The 18,748-nt window shown below is 64.0% G+C and carries 15 protein-coding genes, 1 tRNA gene and 1 pseudogene; 8 read left to right on the top strand and 9 right to left on the bottom strand.

Translation table 11 applies throughout. The annotated features are described in order from the left end of the window. A pseudogene (locus tag HMPREF2630_RS03235) lies at nt 1-1,605 on the top strand (ATP-dependent helicase); the annotation flags it as partial. 329 nt (nt 1,606-1,934) lie between these two features. Here the strand turns inward: HMPREF2630_RS03235 and HMPREF2630_RS03230 are convergent. Beyond that, nucleotides 1,935-2,636: a TetR/AcrR family transcriptional regulator gene (locus tag HMPREF2630_RS03230; RefSeq protein WP_246822748.1), complete on the bottom strand. Its 702-nt coding sequence runs from the start codon at nt 2,634-2,636 to the stop codon at nt 1,935-1,937. 382 nt (nt 2,637-3,018) lie between these two features. On the opposite strand from HMPREF2630_RS03230, the gene HMPREF2630_RS03225 reads away from it, so the two are divergent. The 5 genes from HMPREF2630_RS03225 to HMPREF2630_RS03205 all read left to right on the top strand — a co-directional run bounded on the left by HMPREF2630_RS03225 (nt 3,019) and on the right by HMPREF2630_RS03205 (nt 8,540). Then, nucleotides 3,019-4,212, top strand: coding sequence for a pseudouridine synthase (locus tag HMPREF2630_RS03225; protein WP_083298876.1), 1,194 nt, complete (start codon nt 3,019-3,021; stop codon nt 4,210-4,212). A gap of 86 nt (nt 4,213-4,298) precedes the next feature. Next, the gene (locus HMPREF2630_RS03220) at nt 4,299-5,564 is read left to right on the top strand and encodes a glycoside hydrolase family 76 protein (protein ID WP_083298875.1); all 1,266 of its coding nucleotides are present in this window, start codon (nt 4,299-4,301) and stop codon (nt 5,562-5,564) included. Nucleotides 5,565-5,630: 66 nt separating this feature from the next. Then, nucleotides 5,631-6,569, top strand: coding sequence for a Dyp-type peroxidase (locus HMPREF2630_RS03215; RefSeq protein ID WP_070483357.1), 939 nt, complete (start codon nt 5,631-5,633; stop codon nt 6,567-6,569). A 114-nt stretch (nt 6,570-6,683) separates the two neighbouring features. Then, nucleotides 6,684-7,994: a tRNA guanosine(34) transglycosylase Tgt gene (gene tgt, locus HMPREF2630_RS03210; protein WP_070483355.1), complete on the top strand. Its 1,311-nt coding sequence runs from the start codon at nt 6,684-6,686 to the stop codon at nt 7,992-7,994. Between the two features lie 42 nt (nt 7,995-8,036). Then, complete coding sequence (locus HMPREF2630_RS03205; protein WP_070483353.1) at nt 8,037-8,540, top strand: SRPBCC family protein; 504 nt, start codon at nt 8,037-8,039, stop codon at nt 8,538-8,540. A gap of 117 nt (nt 8,541-8,657) precedes the next feature. Here HMPREF2630_RS03205 and HMPREF2630_RS03200 read toward each other — a convergent pair whose 3' ends face one another. The 6 genes from HMPREF2630_RS03200 to HMPREF2630_RS03175 form a co-directional block, all read right to left on the bottom strand. Beyond that, a complete protein-coding gene (locus HMPREF2630_RS03200) occupies nt 8,658-9,344 on the bottom strand; it encodes a hypothetical protein (RefSeq protein ID WP_049342706.1) in 687 nt (228 codons plus the stop codon). Nucleotides 9,345-9,509: 165 nt separating this feature from the next. Beyond that, nucleotides 9,510-10,640: a phosphoglycerol transferase gene (locus HMPREF2630_RS03195; RefSeq protein ID WP_070483351.1), complete on the bottom strand. Its 1,131-nt coding sequence runs from the start codon at nt 10,638-10,640 to the stop codon at nt 9,510-9,512. A gap of 134 nt (nt 10,641-10,774) precedes the next feature. Further along, nucleotides 10,775-11,299, bottom strand: coding sequence for an acyl-CoA thioesterase (locus tag HMPREF2630_RS03190; RefSeq protein WP_070483349.1), 525 nt, complete (start codon nt 11,297-11,299; stop codon nt 10,775-10,777). Nucleotides 11,300-11,622: 323 nt separating this feature from the next. Then, nucleotides 11,623-13,128: an amino acid permease gene (locus HMPREF2630_RS03185; RefSeq protein WP_070483347.1), complete on the bottom strand. Its 1,506-nt coding sequence runs from the start codon at nt 13,126-13,128 to the stop codon at nt 11,623-11,625. Between the two features lie 216 nt (nt 13,129-13,344). Then, nucleotides 13,345-14,802, bottom strand: a complete 1,458-nt coding sequence (locus HMPREF2630_RS03180; RefSeq protein WP_070483345.1) for an amino acid permease — start codon at nt 14,800-14,802, stop codon at nt 13,345-13,347. Nucleotides 14,803-14,912: 110 nt separating this feature from the next. Continuing rightward, nucleotides 14,913-15,641 carry a queuosine precursor transporter gene (locus HMPREF2630_RS03175; RefSeq protein WP_070483343.1) on the bottom strand — a complete coding sequence of 243 codons (729 nt, stop codon included), beginning with the start codon at nt 15,639-15,641 and terminating at the stop codon, nt 14,913-14,915. A gap of 282 nt (nt 15,642-15,923) precedes the next feature. Here HMPREF2630_RS03175 and HMPREF2630_RS03170 point away from each other — a divergent pair, with 282 nt between their 5' ends. After that, nucleotides 15,924-16,892, top strand: coding sequence for a hypothetical protein (locus HMPREF2630_RS03170; RefSeq protein ID WP_070483341.1), 969 nt, complete (start codon nt 15,924-15,926; stop codon nt 16,890-16,892). Between the two features lie 108 nt (nt 16,893-17,000). After that, nucleotides 17,001-17,699, top strand: coding sequence for a TetR/AcrR family transcriptional regulator (locus HMPREF2630_RS03165; RefSeq protein ID WP_070483339.1), 699 nt, complete (start codon nt 17,001-17,003; stop codon nt 17,697-17,699). A gap of 166 nt (nt 17,700-17,865) precedes the next feature. Here HMPREF2630_RS03165 and HMPREF2630_RS03160 read toward each other — a convergent pair whose 3' ends face one another. Together HMPREF2630_RS03160 and HMPREF2630_RS03155 are read right to left on the bottom strand one after the other, a co-directional pair. After that, entirely contained in the window at nt 17,866-18,195 is a 330-nt protein-coding gene (locus tag HMPREF2630_RS03160) for a type II toxin-antitoxin system VapB family antitoxin (protein ID WP_049333972.1), read from the bottom strand. Nucleotides 18,196-18,313: 118 nt separating this feature from the next. Further along, nucleotides 18,314-18,402, bottom strand: a tRNA-Ser gene (locus HMPREF2630_RS03155). Nucleotides 18,403-18,748: the final 346 nt, after the last annotated feature.

The following is an 18,748-nucleotide window of genomic DNA, read 5'->3' as shown; positions in this document are numbered from 1 at the left end:
GCGAGCGCCTACGGCGCGTACCTCGAGCCGCAACGCACGGCCCGAATTATCGACGAGGCACCCGCACCCCTCACCTCCGCCGCGCCCGAGAACGCCCGGGAGGAACAGACCGGCGCGCCGAACGGCGCTCAAGGCCTCGACGAGCCCGCCCTGCAGGAGGAGCTGCTGACCGCCATCGACCAGCTGGCCGGCGTGCGCATGCCCGCCTCCGCTCTGGAAACGCTCATCCTGCCGGCCCGTGTGAAGGGCTACCGCCCGCACCTGCTCGACGAGCTCATGATGACCGGCTGCGTCTTCTTCACCGGGGCCGGTCGGCTCGGCGGCGCCTCCCAGCGCTCCGACGGCTGGATTCGCCTGCACCTGAGCGAGAGCGCGCCGCTCACCCTGGGCCCCGGCTACCCCGCGGATTTTCTGCGGGAGGAGGAGCCCGAGCTCCTCGAGCGCCTGCAGACCCCCGGCACCCTCGAGCACGCAATCCACGAGGCGCTCGCCCACGGCGGCCTCTTCGTGCCGGCCCTGCGCGAGCGGGTCGTTCAGATTCTCAGTGGGGCGGCGGCCCCCGGCCAGACGGTCTCATTCCCGGATACCGCCGAGCTCTCGAGCACCCTGTGGCGCCTCGTGTGGGCCGGCGTGCTGACGAACGATTCCTTCGGCCCGGTTCGCGCGACGCTTGCGGGGGTCAGGAGCGCGCATCCGACCCCGGCGGCCGCCCCTCGCCTCTCGCGGGTGGGTCGCCGCGGAGCCGGCCGCATCGCGGCGGCGCGAGCCTCGATGGGCCGTTCCCTGCGCGGCGGGTACGCCGGGGGCGGTCCCTCGCCGGTGGCCCCGCAGGATAGCGGCCGCTTCTCTCGCGTAGACTCCCTACTGGGCGAGCCTCTGGACCCCACGGTGGCTGCCCTGGCGCGCGCCGACCTGCTCTTGGACCGCTACGGCGTGCTTACGCGCGGTTGCCTGCAGGGCGAGGACTCCCCCGGCGGCTTCAGCCAGCTCTACCGCATCTACTCCGAGGCCGAGGACCGTGCGCTCGTGCGCCGCGGCTACTTTATCGAGGGCCTGGGCGCCGCACAGTTCGCGGCCCCCGCCACGGTGGATGCGCTACGCTCGGCGGCCGACCGCCTCGGCCCGCGCGATGAGCGACCGCGCCGCACCGCGACCGAGGAGGTGTTCGGCACGTTCACGGTGACGCTTCTGGCCGCCACGGACCCGGCCAACCCCTACGGTGCCGCCCTCGCCTGGCCCGAGCTGTCGAAGCTCTCGGAGGGCTCGGCACCCCTGCGGCACCGCCCGGCTCGCAAGGCCGGCGCCTGCGTGGTGCTCGTGGATGGTGCGCCTGTGCTCTACCTGGAGCGCGGCGCGAAGACCCTGCTCATCTTTACGACCGACCCGGTTCTGCTCGAGGCGGCCGCCCCGGCCATCGCGCGCATGATGGACTCGGGCGGCATGGATAAGATCTCGATTGAGAAGGTCAACGACGTGGAGCTTCTCACCGACTCCCCCACCCTCAACCGGCAGGGTGAGGATCCGGTACAGATTCTGCGCCGCGCCCTGCAGCATCAGGGGTTCTACGCCACGGTGCGCGGGCTCTCCATGCGCCGGCCTCTCTAGCGCCGGCTCGCCCGTACCGGTTTAGGCGCCTAAGCTCCCCGACGCGGCGAGGCATCCGCAGAGGGCCTTCCGCGCACGACAAAGCGCCCCGTGCCTCCCCATGAGGGAGGTGCGGGGCGCTCTGCGTTCCCTACTCACAAACCGGATGGTATTCCCGGAATCCGCCGCGCTCTCGGGGTCCTCGAGACGGTGGGCCGTGGCGCGATACCTCGGCCCACCGGCTCGAGCCCGGGGGCCCGGCGGAGGAATATCCGTCCGGGGATCCGCGGCCCCATTGTCGTCGAATCCTGCAACCAAACATCGGAGAGGGAAGTTTGCGGACCGTGAGGCTAGTAGCCTCCGGTGAGGGTATCGACGGCACCCAGGCACAGGTCAATGGCTTCTTCCAGCCCCAGACCGCGGGTGCGCACGGTGCGCTGGTCGCGGGGGTTGAGCTGCACCACGTGCAGGGCGAAGTAATCCACGAGCTGCAACCAGCCGCCGAGAATGACGCGGGTGCGGTCGTTAATCGGCATGCCGGTACGCTTGAGCATCCATTCGAGGTAGTCCGTGGGGTTATTGGGGAAGTCCTCACCGCCGGGGGTGGGGACGCCCGCCACCACGAGGAAGTACGTGCGCAGTGCGTTGCGCAGAGCCTCTTCGGGGTTCTCGTGATGCTCGCCCAGGGCCTCGAGGACCGCCTTAGCTTCGCGGCGGGTGACCGCCGCGGCGAGCGAGTCCTTGCCGGGGAAGTAGTGGTAGAGCAACGCGCGGGTGATGCCCGCATCGCGAGCGATGGCGCTCATGGATGCGCCGAGCACGCCCTTGCGCGCAAAGTGTTCCGAAGCCACCTGAAGAATCTGCTCTTCACGCTCGTGCGGTTCCATTCGCAACGCACCCGCGGTGCGGTGTTCTGCGCCCTGTTCGGTGAACGGCGCAGAAACTTTAGCCTCGGCGACTGTGCCTTGAGGTGCGTGTGAAGTGTCAGATTGCACCGGTGCAACCGGGGGAGTTCCTTTAATCTCTACTTCCTTACGCTGTTTCTGTCCCATTTCGACCCCTTCGTTCGATTTTTCGAACTTCTGTGTCTTAATCGTAACGCTTTAATGCGCTTCTCAGCCTTTTTAAAAGTATTTATGACGTAGGCTATTCAGCCTACCAGGTCTCTATACGCTTCACATCTTTTAATCTGCAATGGGCTATATACTCTAAATGAAGTATTTATTACTGATGGTTTGACAGGGTTTTCGAAAATAACGTATATATCCATTTGTTTTTGTAAAATTAGCTTTATTTTTTTAAATTAAATCCCGAATATTTTCAAAAATGTGTGAGTATTTCGTTTTTATCCCCACCTATTCCCACAAGAACAGATGAGTGTCAGATAAATCTGCGATTCCTCTAGGCCACCGCGCCAACCGGTACAGTAGAGCCATGCCCACCCACGATTCCCACCGCGACACGCCGAGGGCCCGTAACATCCCGGAGCTGAGCACCTCTGCTCGGAGCGCCTCCGTGCAGAAAACCTCCGTGCAGCATGCCAAGCCCGCCCGCCGCACGCATCGCCGCCTGCTGGCCCCTCCGCTGGCGCAGAAGAACGGCATCGACCCCATCCAGCTCGTGCTCCCCCACCCTGAGGAGCTCCCGGAGGCACTCGCCCCCGGCGGACGCGTCCCCGCTACGATTGCCGACTACCTCATCGCGCGCTTCTACCCGAACGACCCGCAGATTATTCACTCCCGCTTCGAAACCGGCGAGGTGCGCCTGGATGACGGCACGGTGCTGACCGCCTCCAGCCCCTACGCGCCCGGCGAGCGCATCTGGTACTTCCGCGAGCTCGCCGATGAGCCCGAACTCCCCTCCGACATGCCGGTACTCTACGAGGACGAGCACGTGCTGGCCATCGACAAACCCCACTTTCTGCCCACCACCCCGCGCGGTTCCTATATCGCGCAGACCGCGCTGACCAAGCTACGCGTGCGCGAGGGCAACCCGCTGCTCATCCCAATTCACCGACTCGACCGCCCCACCGCCGGGGTGTTACTCTTCGCCAAAACCGTTCAGGCGCGCCGCCCCTTCCAGATGATGTTCCAGCACCGCCTGGTATCGAAGACCTACCGCGCTGTGGCCCCGGTGCCCGCCGACCCCACCGCCGCCGAACAAGCCCTGAGCACGGAGGGGCTGCGGGTGCGTTCACACATTCAGAAGGTGCGCGACGTGTTGCAGGTCCGGCAGCTCTCAGAGACGGAGTGCGTGGCGCGGGGCGTGGAGCCGAACACCCTCACCACCGCGCGCATCCTGGAAACCTTCACCCCCAACCCGGCCGAGGCCGAGGCCTGGGGCGTCGAATCCGGTCGCCCGTGGGGCCTCTACGACCTCGCCCCGCACACCGGTAAGACCCATCAGCTGCGAGCGCACCTGAACCTGCTGGGCGCCCCGATTCTTGGGGACGTACTCTACCCGCGTGTGCTCCCCGACGGACCCGACCGCCCCGAGCGCCCGCTGCAACTGCTGGCCTACACTTTGAGCTTCGAACATCCCATCACCGGCGAGCCCATCAGCCTGCGTAGCGGTCGCGCATTAAGTGCATGGGAGAGCAAGAACAGTGCGGTGTGGGAGGCAAGCTGAACCCCCGGAGGGACCGGTGATGACCCGGCACCAAAAAATGCGATAATGCAGAAGTAAGACTTCACCGTACACATATAGAGGGCACCGTGAATTCCCAGCCGTCTTCCCACACCGCGCACTCCCCGGCATCTATGAGCGAGTACGCGGAACGCACCTCCTCCCACGCCGAGGCCGCAGCCGTCAGCGTCACCGACACCTTCGTGCACCGCATCCTCGGCGTGCCCGGAGCGCTCATCGGATCCATTCAGGTACCCGACCCCCGCCCGCTGAGCCAGCGCCTGAACACGTGGCACTACTGGTGGCAGGCCCACCTGCTCGAGTGCATCATCGACGCCGGCCAGCGCCACCTGCGCGAGGGTCGCATCACTGAGGCTCAGGAGCAGCTGCACCGTGCCCGCTCGCTGCTGCGCGGCATCAACGTGCGCAACCTTGGCCGCTACGCCAACGACTACTTTGACGACATGGCCTGGCTGACCCTCGCGGTGGGCCGCATGAACTCCTTCTCGATTGAGCTGACCGGCGCAAACGACGTGGCCGCACAGGACGCCGGGGCCGCCCTCTTCGAGCAGCTCGCCAAGGGCTTCGCGCCCGGCGGAGGCATGAGCTGGCGCAAGTCCAAGCGCGACTTCGTGAACGCCGCGGCCACCGCACCGGCAGCTATCGCATACGCTCGCGCGGGTGATCCGCACACCGCCGCCGCCCTCATTGACTGGATGAACGCAACCCTCTGGGACGCAGAACGTTCGCTCTATATGGACGGCGTGAACGTTCGCGGCGAGGAGTACGAGCTCGAACGCGGCGAGTACACCTACAACCAGGGCACCGCACTGGGTGCCCTGCTAACCCTGGCCGCCTCCGGCGTGCCCTGCGAGGTGGACCCTATCGAGCGTGCGGAGCGCCTTATTGTGGGCATCGTGAAGCACATGACCGAGGAGGTCGAATTTGTCTCCGGAGCGCGCCGCCGCATCCTCATCTCGCACGGCGACGGCGATGGCGGCCTCTTCACCGGTATCCTGGTGCGCTACCTGGGCATGGCGGCATCCTCGCCCCTGCTGAGCGACGAGGCCCGCGCCCTGGCCTCCAGCCTTATCTACTCGACCGCCCGCGCCCTGTGGGAGGGCCGCCGCGAATTCGACCCGAACCTGCCGATGAACGAGCTGGGCATCGACCCCAACGAGATTCGCGGTCGGGCGCTCGTGCAGTTCTCCCCGCGCTTCACGCAGGCCACGAGCGAGGCGCTCAAGCCCGGCGTGCCCGTAGAGTTCTCCACGCAGCTGCAGGCCTGGATTATTCTCGAGACCGCCGCGCGCCTGGCCCATGCTCGCGATATCGCTTCGCACCGCGGCTACTAGAGACCGGGCGGTATGTTAGGGCTGGGTTCATTGCGGGTGCGTGCACGCGGGCGTACGGTGAATTTTATGCTTGCTTCAGAATCACAACAGGTAACCGCCAGCCCGAACGCTAACACCATTTTCATGGTGTGGAAGTTCAAGGAAGGCATCAGCCAGGATGCGCTCATTGAGGGGTTCCAGAACCTCTGCGGGCTCGTCATTAACCTCAACCACACCGCCACGAACCGCTACTCGTCCGAGAACGCCAGCATTGTGCTGGGTATCAGCCACAGCGCGTGGCTGACCCTGGATCTGCCCAAGCCGCTGCCGCAGGAGCTTGTGGACTTCGAGGAGATTAGGGGCCCCAAGCACACCGCGGTGTCCACTCCCGGCGATTTGCACTTCCACATCCGCGCGACTCAGCCGTCCGTCGCCTACGATATGGCGTCCGCTATTACCGCGGCTCTGCGCGATATTGCTGAGGTACTGGATGAGGTACACGGCTTCCGCTACTGGGACGGCCGCTCCATCATCGGTTTTGTGGACGGCACCGAGAACCCGCAGACCCCCGCGGCACGTGAATACTTCGGTCTCATCGGTGACAGCGACCCCATGTACAGGGGTGGTAGCTACCAGTTCGTGCAGAAGTACATCCACGATATGACCGCGTGGAACGCCCTGCCCGTCTCGGAGCAGGAGAAGGTCATCGGCCGTTCCAAGCACGACGACATCGAGATGAGCGAGGACGAAAAGCCCGCCAACTCGCACTCCGCTATCGCCAATATCGGTGACGACTTCAAGGTTATTCGCGACAACATGCCCTTCGGCACCGTGGGTAACAACGAGCTGGGCACCTACTTCATCTGCTACGCCAGCACCTTCTCGACCGTTCAGAAGATGCTGAAGAACATGTTCATGGGAGTGGATGGCGCCAACTACGACCGACTGCTGGATTTCAGCACCGCGGTGACCGGCACCCTCTTCTTCGTGCCGACTGTGGATATGCTCGGCGACTTCGCCGGCTAAAATCAGCTACCCTCAGCTAAATTCTCGTGAACCCCGCCTCCGGCAAGAGAGGCGGGGTTTTCCGGTAGGCTAGGGTGTAGACATTCAGACGGAAAGCAAACAATCGAGAGAAGAATGAGCGTTCTAGATAACTCTTTCCCCACCGAGGACTTTGGCTTCACCATCACCAGCCGCCTGGCGGACACCGCCTCTCCCAGCGCTGAACGTGTAGAAGCCAACGGCGGACAGTTCCGTGGACGCACCGGTGTCATCACCACCCCGCACGGACAGATCCAGACCCCCGCCTTCACCCCCGTGGGCACCAAGGCAACCGTCAAGGCGGTCCTGCCCGAATCCATGAAGGAGCTCGGCGCTCAGGCTCTGCTCTCCAACGCCTACCACCTGTACCTGCAGCCCGGCCCCGAAATCCTGGATGCGGCAGGCGGCCTGGGCGCCTTCATGAACTGGGACGGACCCACCTTCACCGACTCCGGCGGCTTCCAGGTCATGAGCCTGGGCTCCGGCTTCAAGAAGGTAATCGACATGGGTACCGTCGCGGACGCTAAGGGCGCCGACGGTCGCCCCCTCGGTGACGATGACGTGGCAAAGGGTAAGGAACGCCTCGCCCACATTGACGACGACGGCGTGAACTTCAAGTCGCACATTGACGGCTCGATTCACCGCTTCACCCCCGAGGTGTCCATGCAGGTTCAGCACCAGATCGGTGCCGACGTCATGTTCGCCTTCGACGAGCTGACCACCCTCTACAACTCCCGCGGCTACCAGGAGGAGGCGCTCGAACGCACCCGCCTGTGGGCGCTGCGCTGCATCGCCGAGCACCAGCGCCTCACCAAAGAGCGCGTGGGTAAGCCCTACCAGGCGCTGTTCGGCGTGATTCAGGGCGCCCAGTACGAAGACCTGCGCCGCAAGGCCTGCCAGGACCTCGGTTCCATGCCCTTCGACGGCTTCGGCATCGGTGGTGCGCTCGAGAAGGAAAACCTCGGCACCATCGTGCGCTGGTGCGCCGAAGAGCTGCCCGAATCCAAGCCCCGCCACCTGCTCGGCATCTCCGAACCCGACGACATCTTCGTCGGCATCGAAAACGGTGTAGACACCTTCGACTGCGTCTCCCCCACCCGCGTGGCACGCAACGCCGCCGTCTACTCCCCCACCGGCCGCTACAACATCACCAACGCGCGTTTCAAGGCGGACTTCTCGCCCATCTACGAGGGCTGCGACTGCTACACCTGCACCCACTACACCCGCGCCTACCTGCGTCACCTCTTCAAGGCCGACGAGCGCCTGGCGGCGACCCTCGCCTCCATCCACAATGAGCGTTTCATCGTGCGCATGGTGGACGACGCCCGCGAGGCCATCAAGGACGGCACCTACTTCGAGTACCGCGACGAGTTCCTCGGTAACTACTACTCCGGTAAGAAGCCCTAAGCCCGCCGACCGCACAGCCCACGACCTCATCAGGAGAAAACCATGAGCATCACCCGCGTCCCCGACGAGGAGCTCCTCGTCTTCGACCACGAGATTGCCGCACCCATCGAAGACGTCTTCGGCGCGTACATGGACCCCGAGCTGCTGGTCCGTTGGTACGGCCCGGCCGGCTGGCACGTGCGCCCCACCGACGTGGTGCTTGAACCCGTGGTGGGCGGCATGCAGCGCCTGTCCATGATCAACGAGGTGGACCCCTCGGTGTCTTGCATCCTGCAGAGCCGCTTTCTGGCCATCGAGCCCTTCAAGGAGATTGAGTACGCCGAGCAGCTGCCCGATCACCTGGGCAACCCCGGCAGCGTGCTGGTCTACCAGCGTCACCGTTTCTTCCCCGAGACCGTGATTACCGCCGACGGCGTGGGGTCCGGAACCCGTATCGTCGTGGAGATTGGCCCCATGCCTCCCTCGGTTCACGAGGAGGTGCGCACCACCTGGCGTTCGACCTTCGCCCGCCTGGACGACGTGCTCGCCACCCGCGGCGAGGCGTAGACCCCACCGCACGGGCTTCTCGAAATAACATGAGCGCCGCGCTGACGATTGAATCGTCAGCGCGGCGCTCGTGTTGTAGGGTCCGTCTCTTGAATCGCGCGGGCTTTGAGATGCCGGCTAGTTGGTCAGCTTCGCGGTGATGACGGTGTTACCGCCGTCCAGGGACACGCACTCGGGGGTCGCGCGGTCCACGCCGTCGCCCGGCTTCCAGTAGCAGCGTGCCGACATGACGGTACGCTCACCATTCGCCTTATCGGTCACCTCGGCTGGGTTCTGCACCACAAACTGGCGAATCAACTCACGCGCAAACAGGCAATCCACCGCACCGGAAGCCACCTGAACCGTGGCGTCGTGCTTCAGGTATCCGGTGGCCTCCAGGGTGCCACAGGTGCCTCCCGCGGACTTCACCTCGGAGGAGGAGAGCGAGGCGGTGCTCGAGGGGGCCGAAGAAGCTCGGGCCGTCGAAGAAGCCTGAGCCTGACCGCCGGTCTGCGCGCTCGCGGTAGCCGTAGCGCTTGCGGTCGTGATGGTGCCCGGGGTGACGGTCGCCTCCGCGGTCGCGGTCTGCACCGTTCCGGGGGTCGGGGTGGTTTCTGTGACGGTCACGGTGCGAGTGGGGCTGGGGGTGGGAGTTGCCTTCGCGCTCGTCGCGCTGGGGCTGGGGGTCGCGGTGGTGCTCGGCGAGGCCGAGGTTCCGCCGCCTCCGGAGCAGGCCGCGAGGGCGAGCAGGAGCGTCGCGCCAAGGGCTGCGGGGGCGTAGCGTTTCGTCCGGCGGTGCGGGTGAGGGGTCTGTGCCGGTTGCATGGTGACCTTTCTGCGTCTTTGGTTCCGGGTTCCTTAACCATTCTAGAACGCCGCCTATGCGGGGGCTATGCCGCACTTCCACAAGCTATGTATGGGCGGAGGGGGCTCCCCGTCATTGCGGGGAGCCCCCTCCGCGATTCGTCACGCCCGGGATCTCACTCCGACCTAGAACTGGCCGCCGCCAATGGGCACCGAGTAGGTTCCGCCGTCGTGGCAGGTCATCACGCCCTCCTCCGGCTCACCGTAGCAGGTAATCTGCTTGCCGGAATCGGTGGGGAACACCGTCACGTTATTCGGTCGCAGCATGAGCGTGTTCGCGGTCGTGCTCTCGGCGTGCAGGGTCGCGGGGGCGACGTCCTCCACGCGCTCGTCGTAGGCTCCCGTGGCAAAGTTCATGCGGGTGATGCGCACCGGTGCCGAGAAGGTGCGGCCCACCGCGCCGTTACCGTCGGTGAGCTGGCCGCCCAGACGACGCTCGCAGGCCAGGGTGGACTCGGCGGGGTTCAGCTCGCAGACGGTGCGCTCGTCGTAGCTCTTGAAGCGGTAGTAGCCGGCACCGGAATCGTAGCGGGCAGGCTCCATGAGGAACGGGATCTCGGGGGCATCCGGGTTCTGCAGGCGAGCCACGAAGGCGGTGTCCTCGCCGATGGTGCACTCGGGGGCGCCGCGATCCTCGCGGCGGTTTTCGACCATCTCGTACTGCGGGTTCCAGTAGCAGGTGGCGTCCTGGACCTTCGCGATCTGGTTCTGAGTCAGGTTGTCGTCAGCCCGCGGGGTGGTGACGTATTCGGTCAGCACGTCCAGGGCGTGGGCGCAGTCCACGGTGCCGCGCAGCACCATGATTTCCGCGCCGGTCTTCAGGTAGCCCTTGCGGCCAATGTGCCCGCAGCGCTCACCGGCGGAGGCGCGTTCGGCCTCCACCTTCTCGGGCGCGCGCGGCGTCTCAGCGGCGGCGGGGCTGGCATCCGCGACGGGGGTTGCCTTTGTCTCAGCAACCGCCGAGGATGCGGAGGGGACGGACTCAGCGGTTGAGGCGGGGGCCGTAGTTTCCGTGACGGTCGGCCTGGTCGTTGCGTGCGGCGTCGGCGTGTTCGGAGTCGGCGTGGCCGTGGAGGAAGGCAGCGGGTGGCGGGTGGGTGAGGCCGTGGCGGTGGGGTTCGGGGAGGACTCGGCGGTGCTCTGGGAGCCGCCGAAGCATCCGGTCAGGGCGAGGAGTAGGACGGCGGCGCATCCGGTGGCGCGCACGGTGCGGCGACCCCAGCCTGCGGGGGCTACCTGAGTGTGGTGAAACGACATTGTTCTCTCCTGGGCTGTACCTTTTGCACCCTTTGCAGAAGGTACCTTAAGCATACGCGTTTCCCGTGAACACCGCCTGAATACGGGCCTGCGCGCAAGCCATCCGGGCTGCGCAGGCCCGTACCCTCCCGCGTTTATTCCTTCGGCAGGAAGGACTTGAGCAGCTCTCGCTGCTCGGGGCTGAGTCGAGTCAGTCGCCCCGCCACGGAGTCCCAGAAGGCCAGCACGGTGAAGGCGCGCACGCACTCGCGCTGATCCACCGGGGAGATAATCGAGTAGCCGATACGCACGGATGCGGCGCTCACCTTTTCCACGCGTGCACGTACAGGCACGGGCTCACCGGTGTAGGGCAGCTGCGCGAGGTAGCGGATGCCGTGCTCGGCGATGAGGGCCTGAACGCCCTCGGGCACCAGGTCGAAGAGCGGGATGGGCGGGTTGGGTGCCACGGTCGGTTTCTGTCCCGAGGAAGGCGGCGGGCCGAAGAGGGCCACGCGGGCCTCCTCCATGATCGAGAGCATGGCAACGTTGTTGACGTGTCCGTAGGCGTCCATGTCGCCCCAGCGGGCGGGGACGTACACGGTCAGCTCATCGGCCGCGGTCGTGGCGGAGGAGGCGCCGGCCGCAGAAGTGGTTTTCTGAGGGTTTTCGTGGCTTTGCATGGCTTTAAACTCTACTCCTTTCGGAAATACTCCGGAAAATTCACACATAAACACATATTTACATTAAAATCTATGTTCTTCGGAAATTTCACTACTAAAAATATTGGCTCGAATTAAAACGATGAGGCCCGAAAGCTACGATGCTTTCAGGCCTCATCCAACACACAGACATTTGAACGCATACAAGATCATACGGTTCACTATTTATAATAGACCTCTTTTGAGGGCCTGCGTTATTTTTACGGTTATATTACGGCAGAAGCCTTAATCTTCCGTATTTTTCGTTTCTTGACGTTCGCGCCGCGAGAGAACCGCGAGGGGGGTTAACGTCCCAGCTTTGCCGCGGTCTCGAGGGCGTGGTCGGCGTCGTGCTGCGCCGCATCGTAGCCCTCCGTCGCCCGCTGCGCCTCCGCAAACGTCTGGTCGTCAATCGTGTGGCTGTGACGGATACGAGCGAAGTACAGCACGCTCAGCACCACGAAGTAGCCCACGCCCACCACGGAGGGAATCGCGGATCCGCGCACCCTAAAGAGCGCCACCCACACCGCGAAAAGCAGAACAATGCCCACGCCGGCGGTGAAGCGTCCACCCCACAGGCGGAACCCGTGCGCGGCGGGCTCAACGCGCTTGTACACGATGTAGGCGAAAAGAATCAGAACCCACACGGTCAGCGCGCACACCATAATCACGAAAATCATGGAGAGGAACGCCTCCTTGGGGCTGTACAGCGCCAGCAGAATAGCAATCACCATGCCGCTAGTCGACAGCCACACGGCACGCGCAGGCACACCCGCGCGGTTCACCCCGGCCAGCGGTCGAGGAGCCATACCGTCAACCGCCAGGGAGTGCAGCAGACGCGCGCCGGCGTACAGGTTCGCGTTCGCGCTCGACAGGGCCGCAATCAGAACCACAAAGTTCACGAAGTGCGCCACGCCGTGCACACCCAGCTGTTCAAAGACCAGAACGAACGGGGAAGCATCCACAGCGTCGCCCAGACCCGATGCCGAACGCCATGGAATAACGGCCACCACAATCAGCACCGCCAGCACGTAGAAGGTCGCCAGGCGAATCATCATCGCCTTCGCGGAGGAACGCACCGAACGGGAGGGGTCCTTCGCCTCCGCAGCAGAGATCGAGATCATCTCAATACCGCCGAAGGAGAACATCACCACGGCCAGCGACAGCCACACCGACTCCGGGCCGTTAGGCATGAAACCGCCGTCATTGAAGAGGTTTGCGGTACCCACCGCGGCGTGGCCGGGCAGGCCGAAGAAAATCAGGCACAGGCCCACCAGCAGGAAGGCCACAATCGAAATGACCTTGATCGAGGAGAGGAAGAACTCCAGCATGCCGAAGGACTTCACGCTCGTCAGGTTCAGCACAATCAGCGCCGCGCCGAATGCCGCGATGCCCACCCACAGCGGCAGCTGCGGCCACCAATAATTCAGGTAGGTCGCCACCGACACGAGCTCCACGCCGGCAATCAGCACCGTCGCCGTCCAGTAGGCGATGCGCGTCAGGAATCCCGCGAAGGGCCCCAGGTAACGGGTCGCGATCGTGCCGAAGCCGCCACGCACCGGGTAGCGAATCGCCATTTCACCGGTCGCCGCGCCAATCACCGAAGCGAGCGCCGAACCGATGGCGTAGGTCAGAATAACCGCGGGGCCGGCCATGGCAATCGCGGTGCCCGACCCCAGGAAAAGGCCGGTGCCGAGAGCCGAACCCATCACGATCATGGTCATCTGCCCGTGGGACAGGGAACGCTTAAGGGTTCGAGGCTCGGCGGTTCCCGCGGCGACGGGGCCGCGGGTGCTGTCATTGTGGGACACGGCTGTGCCTTCCTTTAGTACGCCCGAGGGCGTGATGTGTGCTGTGTGCTCGCGCTGCAGAAACCGAGGGGTCAAAACCGCTGGGTCGCGGGCGCGAATAATTCCATTGTACGGGTGCCGGTTCGCACGTCCTGCGGCAGAGGCGGGAGCTACCGGATGCGACGGGGCGCCGCGGCTCTTGCCCGCGACGCCCCATCCTATAACCTCAACTTGAGACTAAGACTCGGTGGCTTGGGTCTGTGGCTCCTCGGCCTCGTGCATTGCATCCAGGTCGGGGCGCTTGAACCCGCCCAGGCGGAGCGAGGCAACCGCGTAGCCGATAGAAATCAGCACGAAGAAGACCACACCCACCATGATGGATTCCTGCACGCCCGAGCCGTCCAGCATGAACAGGGCCACCAGGGTGCCCAGCACGCCCACCAGGGCCAGCCCCGCCGTCAAGCGGCCGCCCAGCACCGTGAAGGAGGAGGCATCCCCCTGGTCCTTCTTGTAGGCCTGGTAGGTCAGCAGAATCATGATCCACACAATCAGTATGCACAGGGTCACCAGGGCCATCAGCAGGGCAAAGATGTTACCGATCTTGGCCACGGCCATCACGGTCGCCACGACAACGCCGGTGAAGGAAATCAGCAGGGCCACCATCGGCACGCCGCGGGAGGTCGTGCGGGCCGCAACCGCGGGGGCCATCTTGTCGGCGCCCAGGGCGTGCATCAGACGGGTTGCCGCGTACAGCGAGGCGTTCGCGCCCGACAGGGCTGCCACCAGCACCACGAAGTTCATGATGTCGGCCGCGAAGGGAATACCCATCTCTGAGAAGACCATCACGAAGGGGGACTCGGTCAGGTCAGAGTTCTGCGCCGCCGTCTGCCACGGCACCAGGCACAGAATAATCGCCATGGACACCACGTAGAAGGTGGACAGACGCCAAATCATCGCCTTCACGCTGGAGGCCACCGAGCGGGCGGGGTCCTTCGCCTCCGCGGCGGAGAGCGAAATCATCTCGACACCGCCGAAGGAGAACATGACCACGGCCATCGAAATCCAAATCGACATAGGGCCGTTCGGCAGGAAACCGCCGTCGTTGACGAGGTTCTGCACGCCTGCGGCGCCGTGGTTCGGCAGGCCCACGAACACCAGCAGCAGGCCAATCACCATGAACACGATGACCGCGGACACCTTAATCGAGGAGAGCAGGAACTCCAACGCGCCGAAGGACTTCACGCTCACCAGGTTCAGTACCAGGATCAGCACGCCAAAGAACGTCACCGAAGCCCACAGGGGAATCTGCGGGAACCAGAACGCCACGTAATGGCCCACGGCCACCAGCTCGGCACCGGCCAGCGGCACGGTGCAGGCCCAGTAGGCCCAGCGGGTGATGTAGCCGCTAAAGGGGTTCAGGTAGCGGCTTGCAATCGTTCCGAAGCCGCCCTGAACCGGGTGGCGCACGGACATCTCGCCCGCGCAGGCGGCAATAATCGCCGCAATCATCGAACCAATCGCGTAGGAGACAATAGCGCCCGGGCCCGCAATCTTAATCGCGGAGGATGAGCCCAGGAACAGACCCGTACCCAGCGCCAGACCCATCGCAATCATGGTCAGCTGACCGTGGGACAGGGAACGACTCAGGGAGTCGCCCTTCGACTGCTCAGAGGTATTCTCCCGCAGTGTAGACATAACGTGTCGCTTTCGTTAGGAATGCTGTGTATCGAAAATGAAGTGTGAATAGAGGAAGGCCGCCCGAGCAAAACAATCGAGCGGCCTCGTGCGTCAGTCCGGTGTCGGGGCTAGGCCACGTACTCGAGTTCGTGACGCTTAAACCAGCCGATAACCGGGTAGCTAATGGGCATGAGGATAACCTCAACCAGGCACTTGTAGACGTAGCCGACCAGCACGTAGTTCAGGAAAGCCTCGATGGTCTCGATGCCGAGCACCGGAGCCGCAATCGAGCAGAAAATCAAGGTGTCAACCAGCTCGCCGGCCAGGGTGGAGACAATCATGCGCAGCCACAGGAAACGACCCTTGGTAGCCTTCTTCATGGACACCATGATCCAGGCGTTCAGGGTCTGGCCGCACAGGTAACCGAGCAGAGAGCCGGCGTAAATCTGCCATACGGGGCCCAACACCGCCTCAAAGGACTTCTGGTTCTCGTAGAATCCCGCGGCCGGTAGGTACATGATGACCAGGAAGCACACGGCGGCAAAGGCGGCGGCCACGAAGGAAGCAACGATGGCGCGGCGAGCGCGCTTGAAGCCGTACACCTCGGAGAGCAGGTCACCAATCACATAGGCCAGGGGGAAGAGGAAGAAGCCGCCGTCGGTCACGATGGTGTTACCGATAACGGGCAGATCGAAGGGCAACGGGCCGAACTCCACGCCCTTGGTTGCGCCAATATTCGAGATAATCAGGATGACGCAGGATGCAGCCAGCAACAGATCAAAGTAGCCGCGACGACCGGCCCACGGCACCTTCACGGTGCTCGTCTGAGCCTTCGACTCGCTAACGGGTTTAGCCATAACTCTCCCCAGGTTCTTTCTCATGCGTTGTGTTTCTAGTGGTGGTTGTGTGGTGGGCTGACCACCGTAAACTTCAAATGCGGCACGTAGACCGCGTTCGGTGGGCTCGTCTGCCACCCGAGCCTCTCTAATAGTACCCATATACCGTACGCCGGGCAGGTTGGGGGCCGCCCACGCTAAAGTTCGGACGCTCGGCCGCAGCCGCCCCATGCACCTCCACGGCGTTTCGGCGCGCGGCGAGAGGTGGCCGTCCGGCTTCGAGGCTCTGCCTACAATGGAGCCATGAAGAGGTTGAGCCACCGCCTGCGTCGTCCGCTGATCCACCGCAACCAGCGGCGGCTCAGCGCGCACATTCCGCGGTTGCATCCGCTCCTCCCCCGCGCGGCGCGCCTAATTCGGGCGGCCGCCACGGTATTTGAGCCGCTCGTACTCGCCTCCTCGGAGATTGTGGGTTACCGCCCGTTCTCGCACCGCGGGCGCACCATCTACTACCGCGTGGATAACCTCAACCTGCTCAGCGATCCCGCCGCCGGCCGGGCGCCCGGGCTACTCCTCTACTTCGACGGCGACCATATCTCACGCGCCGGAAGCCGCCTGCTGCGCCGCACCTCCCCGTTGCGTGCCGAGCTGGCGCAGGTGGCGGCTGAGTTCAATATGCTGTCGGTGCCGGTGCTGTCGCCGGGTAGTCTGCGGGAGCCGCGCCTTACCGACACCGATTCTTATGCGCCTCCGCTGACCTATAACTGGTGGGTTCGTGCCCGCTCAAACGGCAGGATGGTTCGCGCCCTGATTGAGGAGATTTCCTTGGCGTACGGGGTGGATATGAGCCGCGTCTGGCTTGCGGGCTATTCGGGTGGTGCGGAGTTCCTCAGCTATGAGCTGCTGTCGCACGATATTGACTGGCTTCACGGTGGCGGTGCCACCTTCATCGGTGGCGGCGGCGCTGACGGCATACCTGCGCGGGTGCGTGAGCGGGCTGCGCTGAGTCCTTCCTCGCATGAGCATCTGTTGATGAGCTGGCACGTGGGTGTGCTGGATGGGCGTTCCCCTTCGGCTCGGCGGCGCATGGCGACGAGCACTGAGGGTAGCTGGTCGGCGCGTATTGCGGCGCAGGAGGGCATCGCGTTCTATGAGGGGCTGGGCGCGCGGACGCTACTGCAGGTGACTCCGGGGCGTGGCCATACGGGGTATCCGATTGCGTCGTTGGTGGGTGCGGATTTGGCGACGGCGACGCGTTTGGGGTTCCTGTAGGGGCTTGTTTTTGTCATAAACGCGAAAATTCGCATGGATTATGCAAATTTCTTGGTGACACATTCGATATATTCGTCATTTGCTGACATTCTGCGGTAAGGTGTCACTATGCCACGTATTTCTGCAGCCACCAACGCCGCCCAGCGCGAGAACACCAAGCGCGCCATCCTTAACTCCTTTGGCGAGATTCTTTACACCCGAGGCCTGCCCGGCCTGACCATGACCGACGTCGCCAAGAACGCGGGCATCGGCCGCACCGCCGTGTACAACTACTTCGCCGACATGGGTGAACTGCTGGTCGCCTACGCCCTGGACGAGACCGGACGCTTCCTCAAGGAGCTACGCGAAGGTCTGGAGGGCATCGAGAACCCCATCGACCAACTGGCCGTGTACATCCGCCTGCAGATCAACGACCTGGCGCGCCGCCACCTGCCCCCGGGCCCGGCCATGCGCTCCATGCTCTCCCCCGAGTCCTACGCGAAGCTCGGCAAGCACGTGCAGGAGTTGCAGATGGTCCTGGCGAACATCCTTTCGGCGGCCATCGCCGAGAAGTACATTCCGCAGAACGATATCCGCGAGCTGGCGATGCTGGTGCACGGCTCGCTTTCTTCGAGCGCGGGACGCACCGAGGACGCGCCGGACGAGCAGACCCGAGAGCACCAGATTCTCAACACGATTCGCTTTATTCAGATGGGTCTGGGCGCCCGCTTCGATACCGAGGGCAACCCGGTACGCCTGGATTCCGAGGAACTCGCGCCCCAGTTGGCCCTCGCGCAGGACGACTCCGTCCAGAAGGATGCCGCGTAGGCCCCTTTCTACCGCGGTGGCGTGTTCGACGGAGTTCCGTCGCGCAGATATACGTTGAAACTTTAAAACGCAGGTGCCGAGCCGTTCATAGAATGGCTCGGCACCTGCGTTGTACGGTTCTGCGGGCAACCGCGCGGTCCGGGCTCGGAAAGCCGCCCGGCGTCGCCTAGTTGCGGGCCCCGGGCAACAGCGCCGGGGAGATGGAGTCCAGGTCGAGCACCCGCGCGTACATGACGGCGCGGCGGTGCAGGGCGTTGCGGAGCGCGCGGTGCACACCGTCCTCCAGGTAGAGTTCGCCGCCCCATTTGACCACGTGCGGGAAGAGGTCGCCGTAAAAGGTGGAGTCCTCGGCCAGGAGCGTTTCAAGGTTGAGGGTCTTCTGGGTGGTGATGAGGGTGTCGAGACGCACCTGCTGCGGCGCGATACCGCCCCAGTCGGCGTGGGTCATGCCGTGCTGGGGGTAGGGGCGGCTGTCGCCTACTTTTTTGAAAATCATGGTGGTGCTTTCTGCAGGTTTTTCGGACGCCCGGCGGCACGGACCCCGAGGGGCTCTGAGGAAATAGTAGCAAGGGCGCAAAAAATCCCCGGCCTTAGAATCTAAGACCGGGGATCGGTGGCGGAGGATGGGGGATTTGAACCCCCGAGGGCTGTTAACCCAACACGCGTTCCAGGCGTGCGCCATAGGCCGCTAGGCGAATCCTCCAGCTACGTTCCCTGCGCATTGCGTAGGCAACGAATAAGACTTTACTACAGGTTTGCGATGCCACGCAAGCCTTATGAGGGAAAAGTAATAGAAAGCACATTACTGCTGAGCATGGCGGGTATCCGACTGCCTACGCACCCGTTTTTGGGCATGAAAAAACCTCTTACGCACCCGCTGAGAATCCGGATTCTGAGCGCGCGAACTGAGGCGCAGGATTCCGAGCGCGCGAGGCAATAAATCATGCGCCGAAGCCGCCGAGCCCTAACGAGGCGGAATCCTGGGTTGAAGCCGTCGAACGACAGTGAGACGGACATGACGGGTGCACATTCTCAGGAGAAAGGCTTGT

The organism is Rothia sp. HMSC072B03 (assembly GCF_001809565.1).
Classification (GTDB): domain Bacteria; phylum Actinomycetota; class Actinomycetes; order Actinomycetales; family Micrococcaceae; genus Rothia; species Rothia mucilaginosa_A.
Note: the sequence above shows the minus strand (reverse complement) of the source record. Positions and strands in the feature narration are given on the sequence as shown.

Bases quoted from the DNA above. Each gene is read 5' to 3' on its own strand.
- HMPREF2630_RS03230 (WP_246822748.1), bottom strand. From the start codon at position 2,636: ATGGGACAGAAACAGCGTAAGGAAGTAGAGATTAAAGGAACTCCCCCG.
- HMPREF2630_RS03225 (WP_083298876.1), top strand. From the start codon at position 3,019: ATGCCCACCCACGATTCCCACCGCGACACGCCGAGGGCCCGTAACATC.
- HMPREF2630_RS03215 (WP_070483357.1), top strand. From the start codon at position 5,631: ATGCTTGCTTCAGAATCACAACAGGTAACCGCCAGCCCGAACGCTAAC.
- tgt (WP_070483355.1), top strand. From the start codon at position 6,684: ATGAGCGTTCTAGATAACTCTTTCCCCACCGAGGACTTTGGCTTCACC.
- HMPREF2630_RS03205 (WP_070483353.1), top strand. From the start codon at position 8,037: ATGAGCATCACCCGCGTCCCCGACGAGGAGCTCCTCGTCTTCGACCAC.
- HMPREF2630_RS03200 (WP_049342706.1), bottom strand. From the start codon at position 9,344: ATGCAACCGGCACAGACCCCTCACCCGCACCGCCGGACGAAACGCTAC.
- HMPREF2630_RS03195 (WP_070483351.1), bottom strand. From the start codon at position 10,640: ATGTCGTTTCACCACACTCAGGTAGCCCCCGCAGGCTGGGGTCGCCGC.
- HMPREF2630_RS03190 (WP_070483349.1), bottom strand. From the start codon at position 11,299: ATGCAAAGCCACGAAAACCCTCAGAAAACCACTTCTGCGGCCGGCGCC.
- HMPREF2630_RS03180 (WP_070483345.1), bottom strand. From the start codon at position 14,802: ATGTCTACACTGCGGGAGAATACCTCTGAGCAGTCGAAGGGCGACTCC.
- HMPREF2630_RS03175 (WP_070483343.1), bottom strand. From the start codon at position 15,641: ATGGCTAAACCCGTTAGCGAGTCGAAGGCTCAGACGAGCACCGTGAAG.
- HMPREF2630_RS03170 (WP_070483341.1), top strand. From the start codon at position 15,924: ATGAAGAGGTTGAGCCACCGCCTGCGTCGTCCGCTGATCCACCGCAAC.
- HMPREF2630_RS03165 (WP_070483339.1), top strand. From the start codon at position 17,001: ATGCCACGTATTTCTGCAGCCACCAACGCCGCCCAGCGCGAGAACACC.
- HMPREF2630_RS03160 (WP_049333972.1), bottom strand. From the start codon at position 18,195: ATGATTTTCAAAAAAGTAGGCGACAGCCGCCCCTACCCCCAGCACGGC.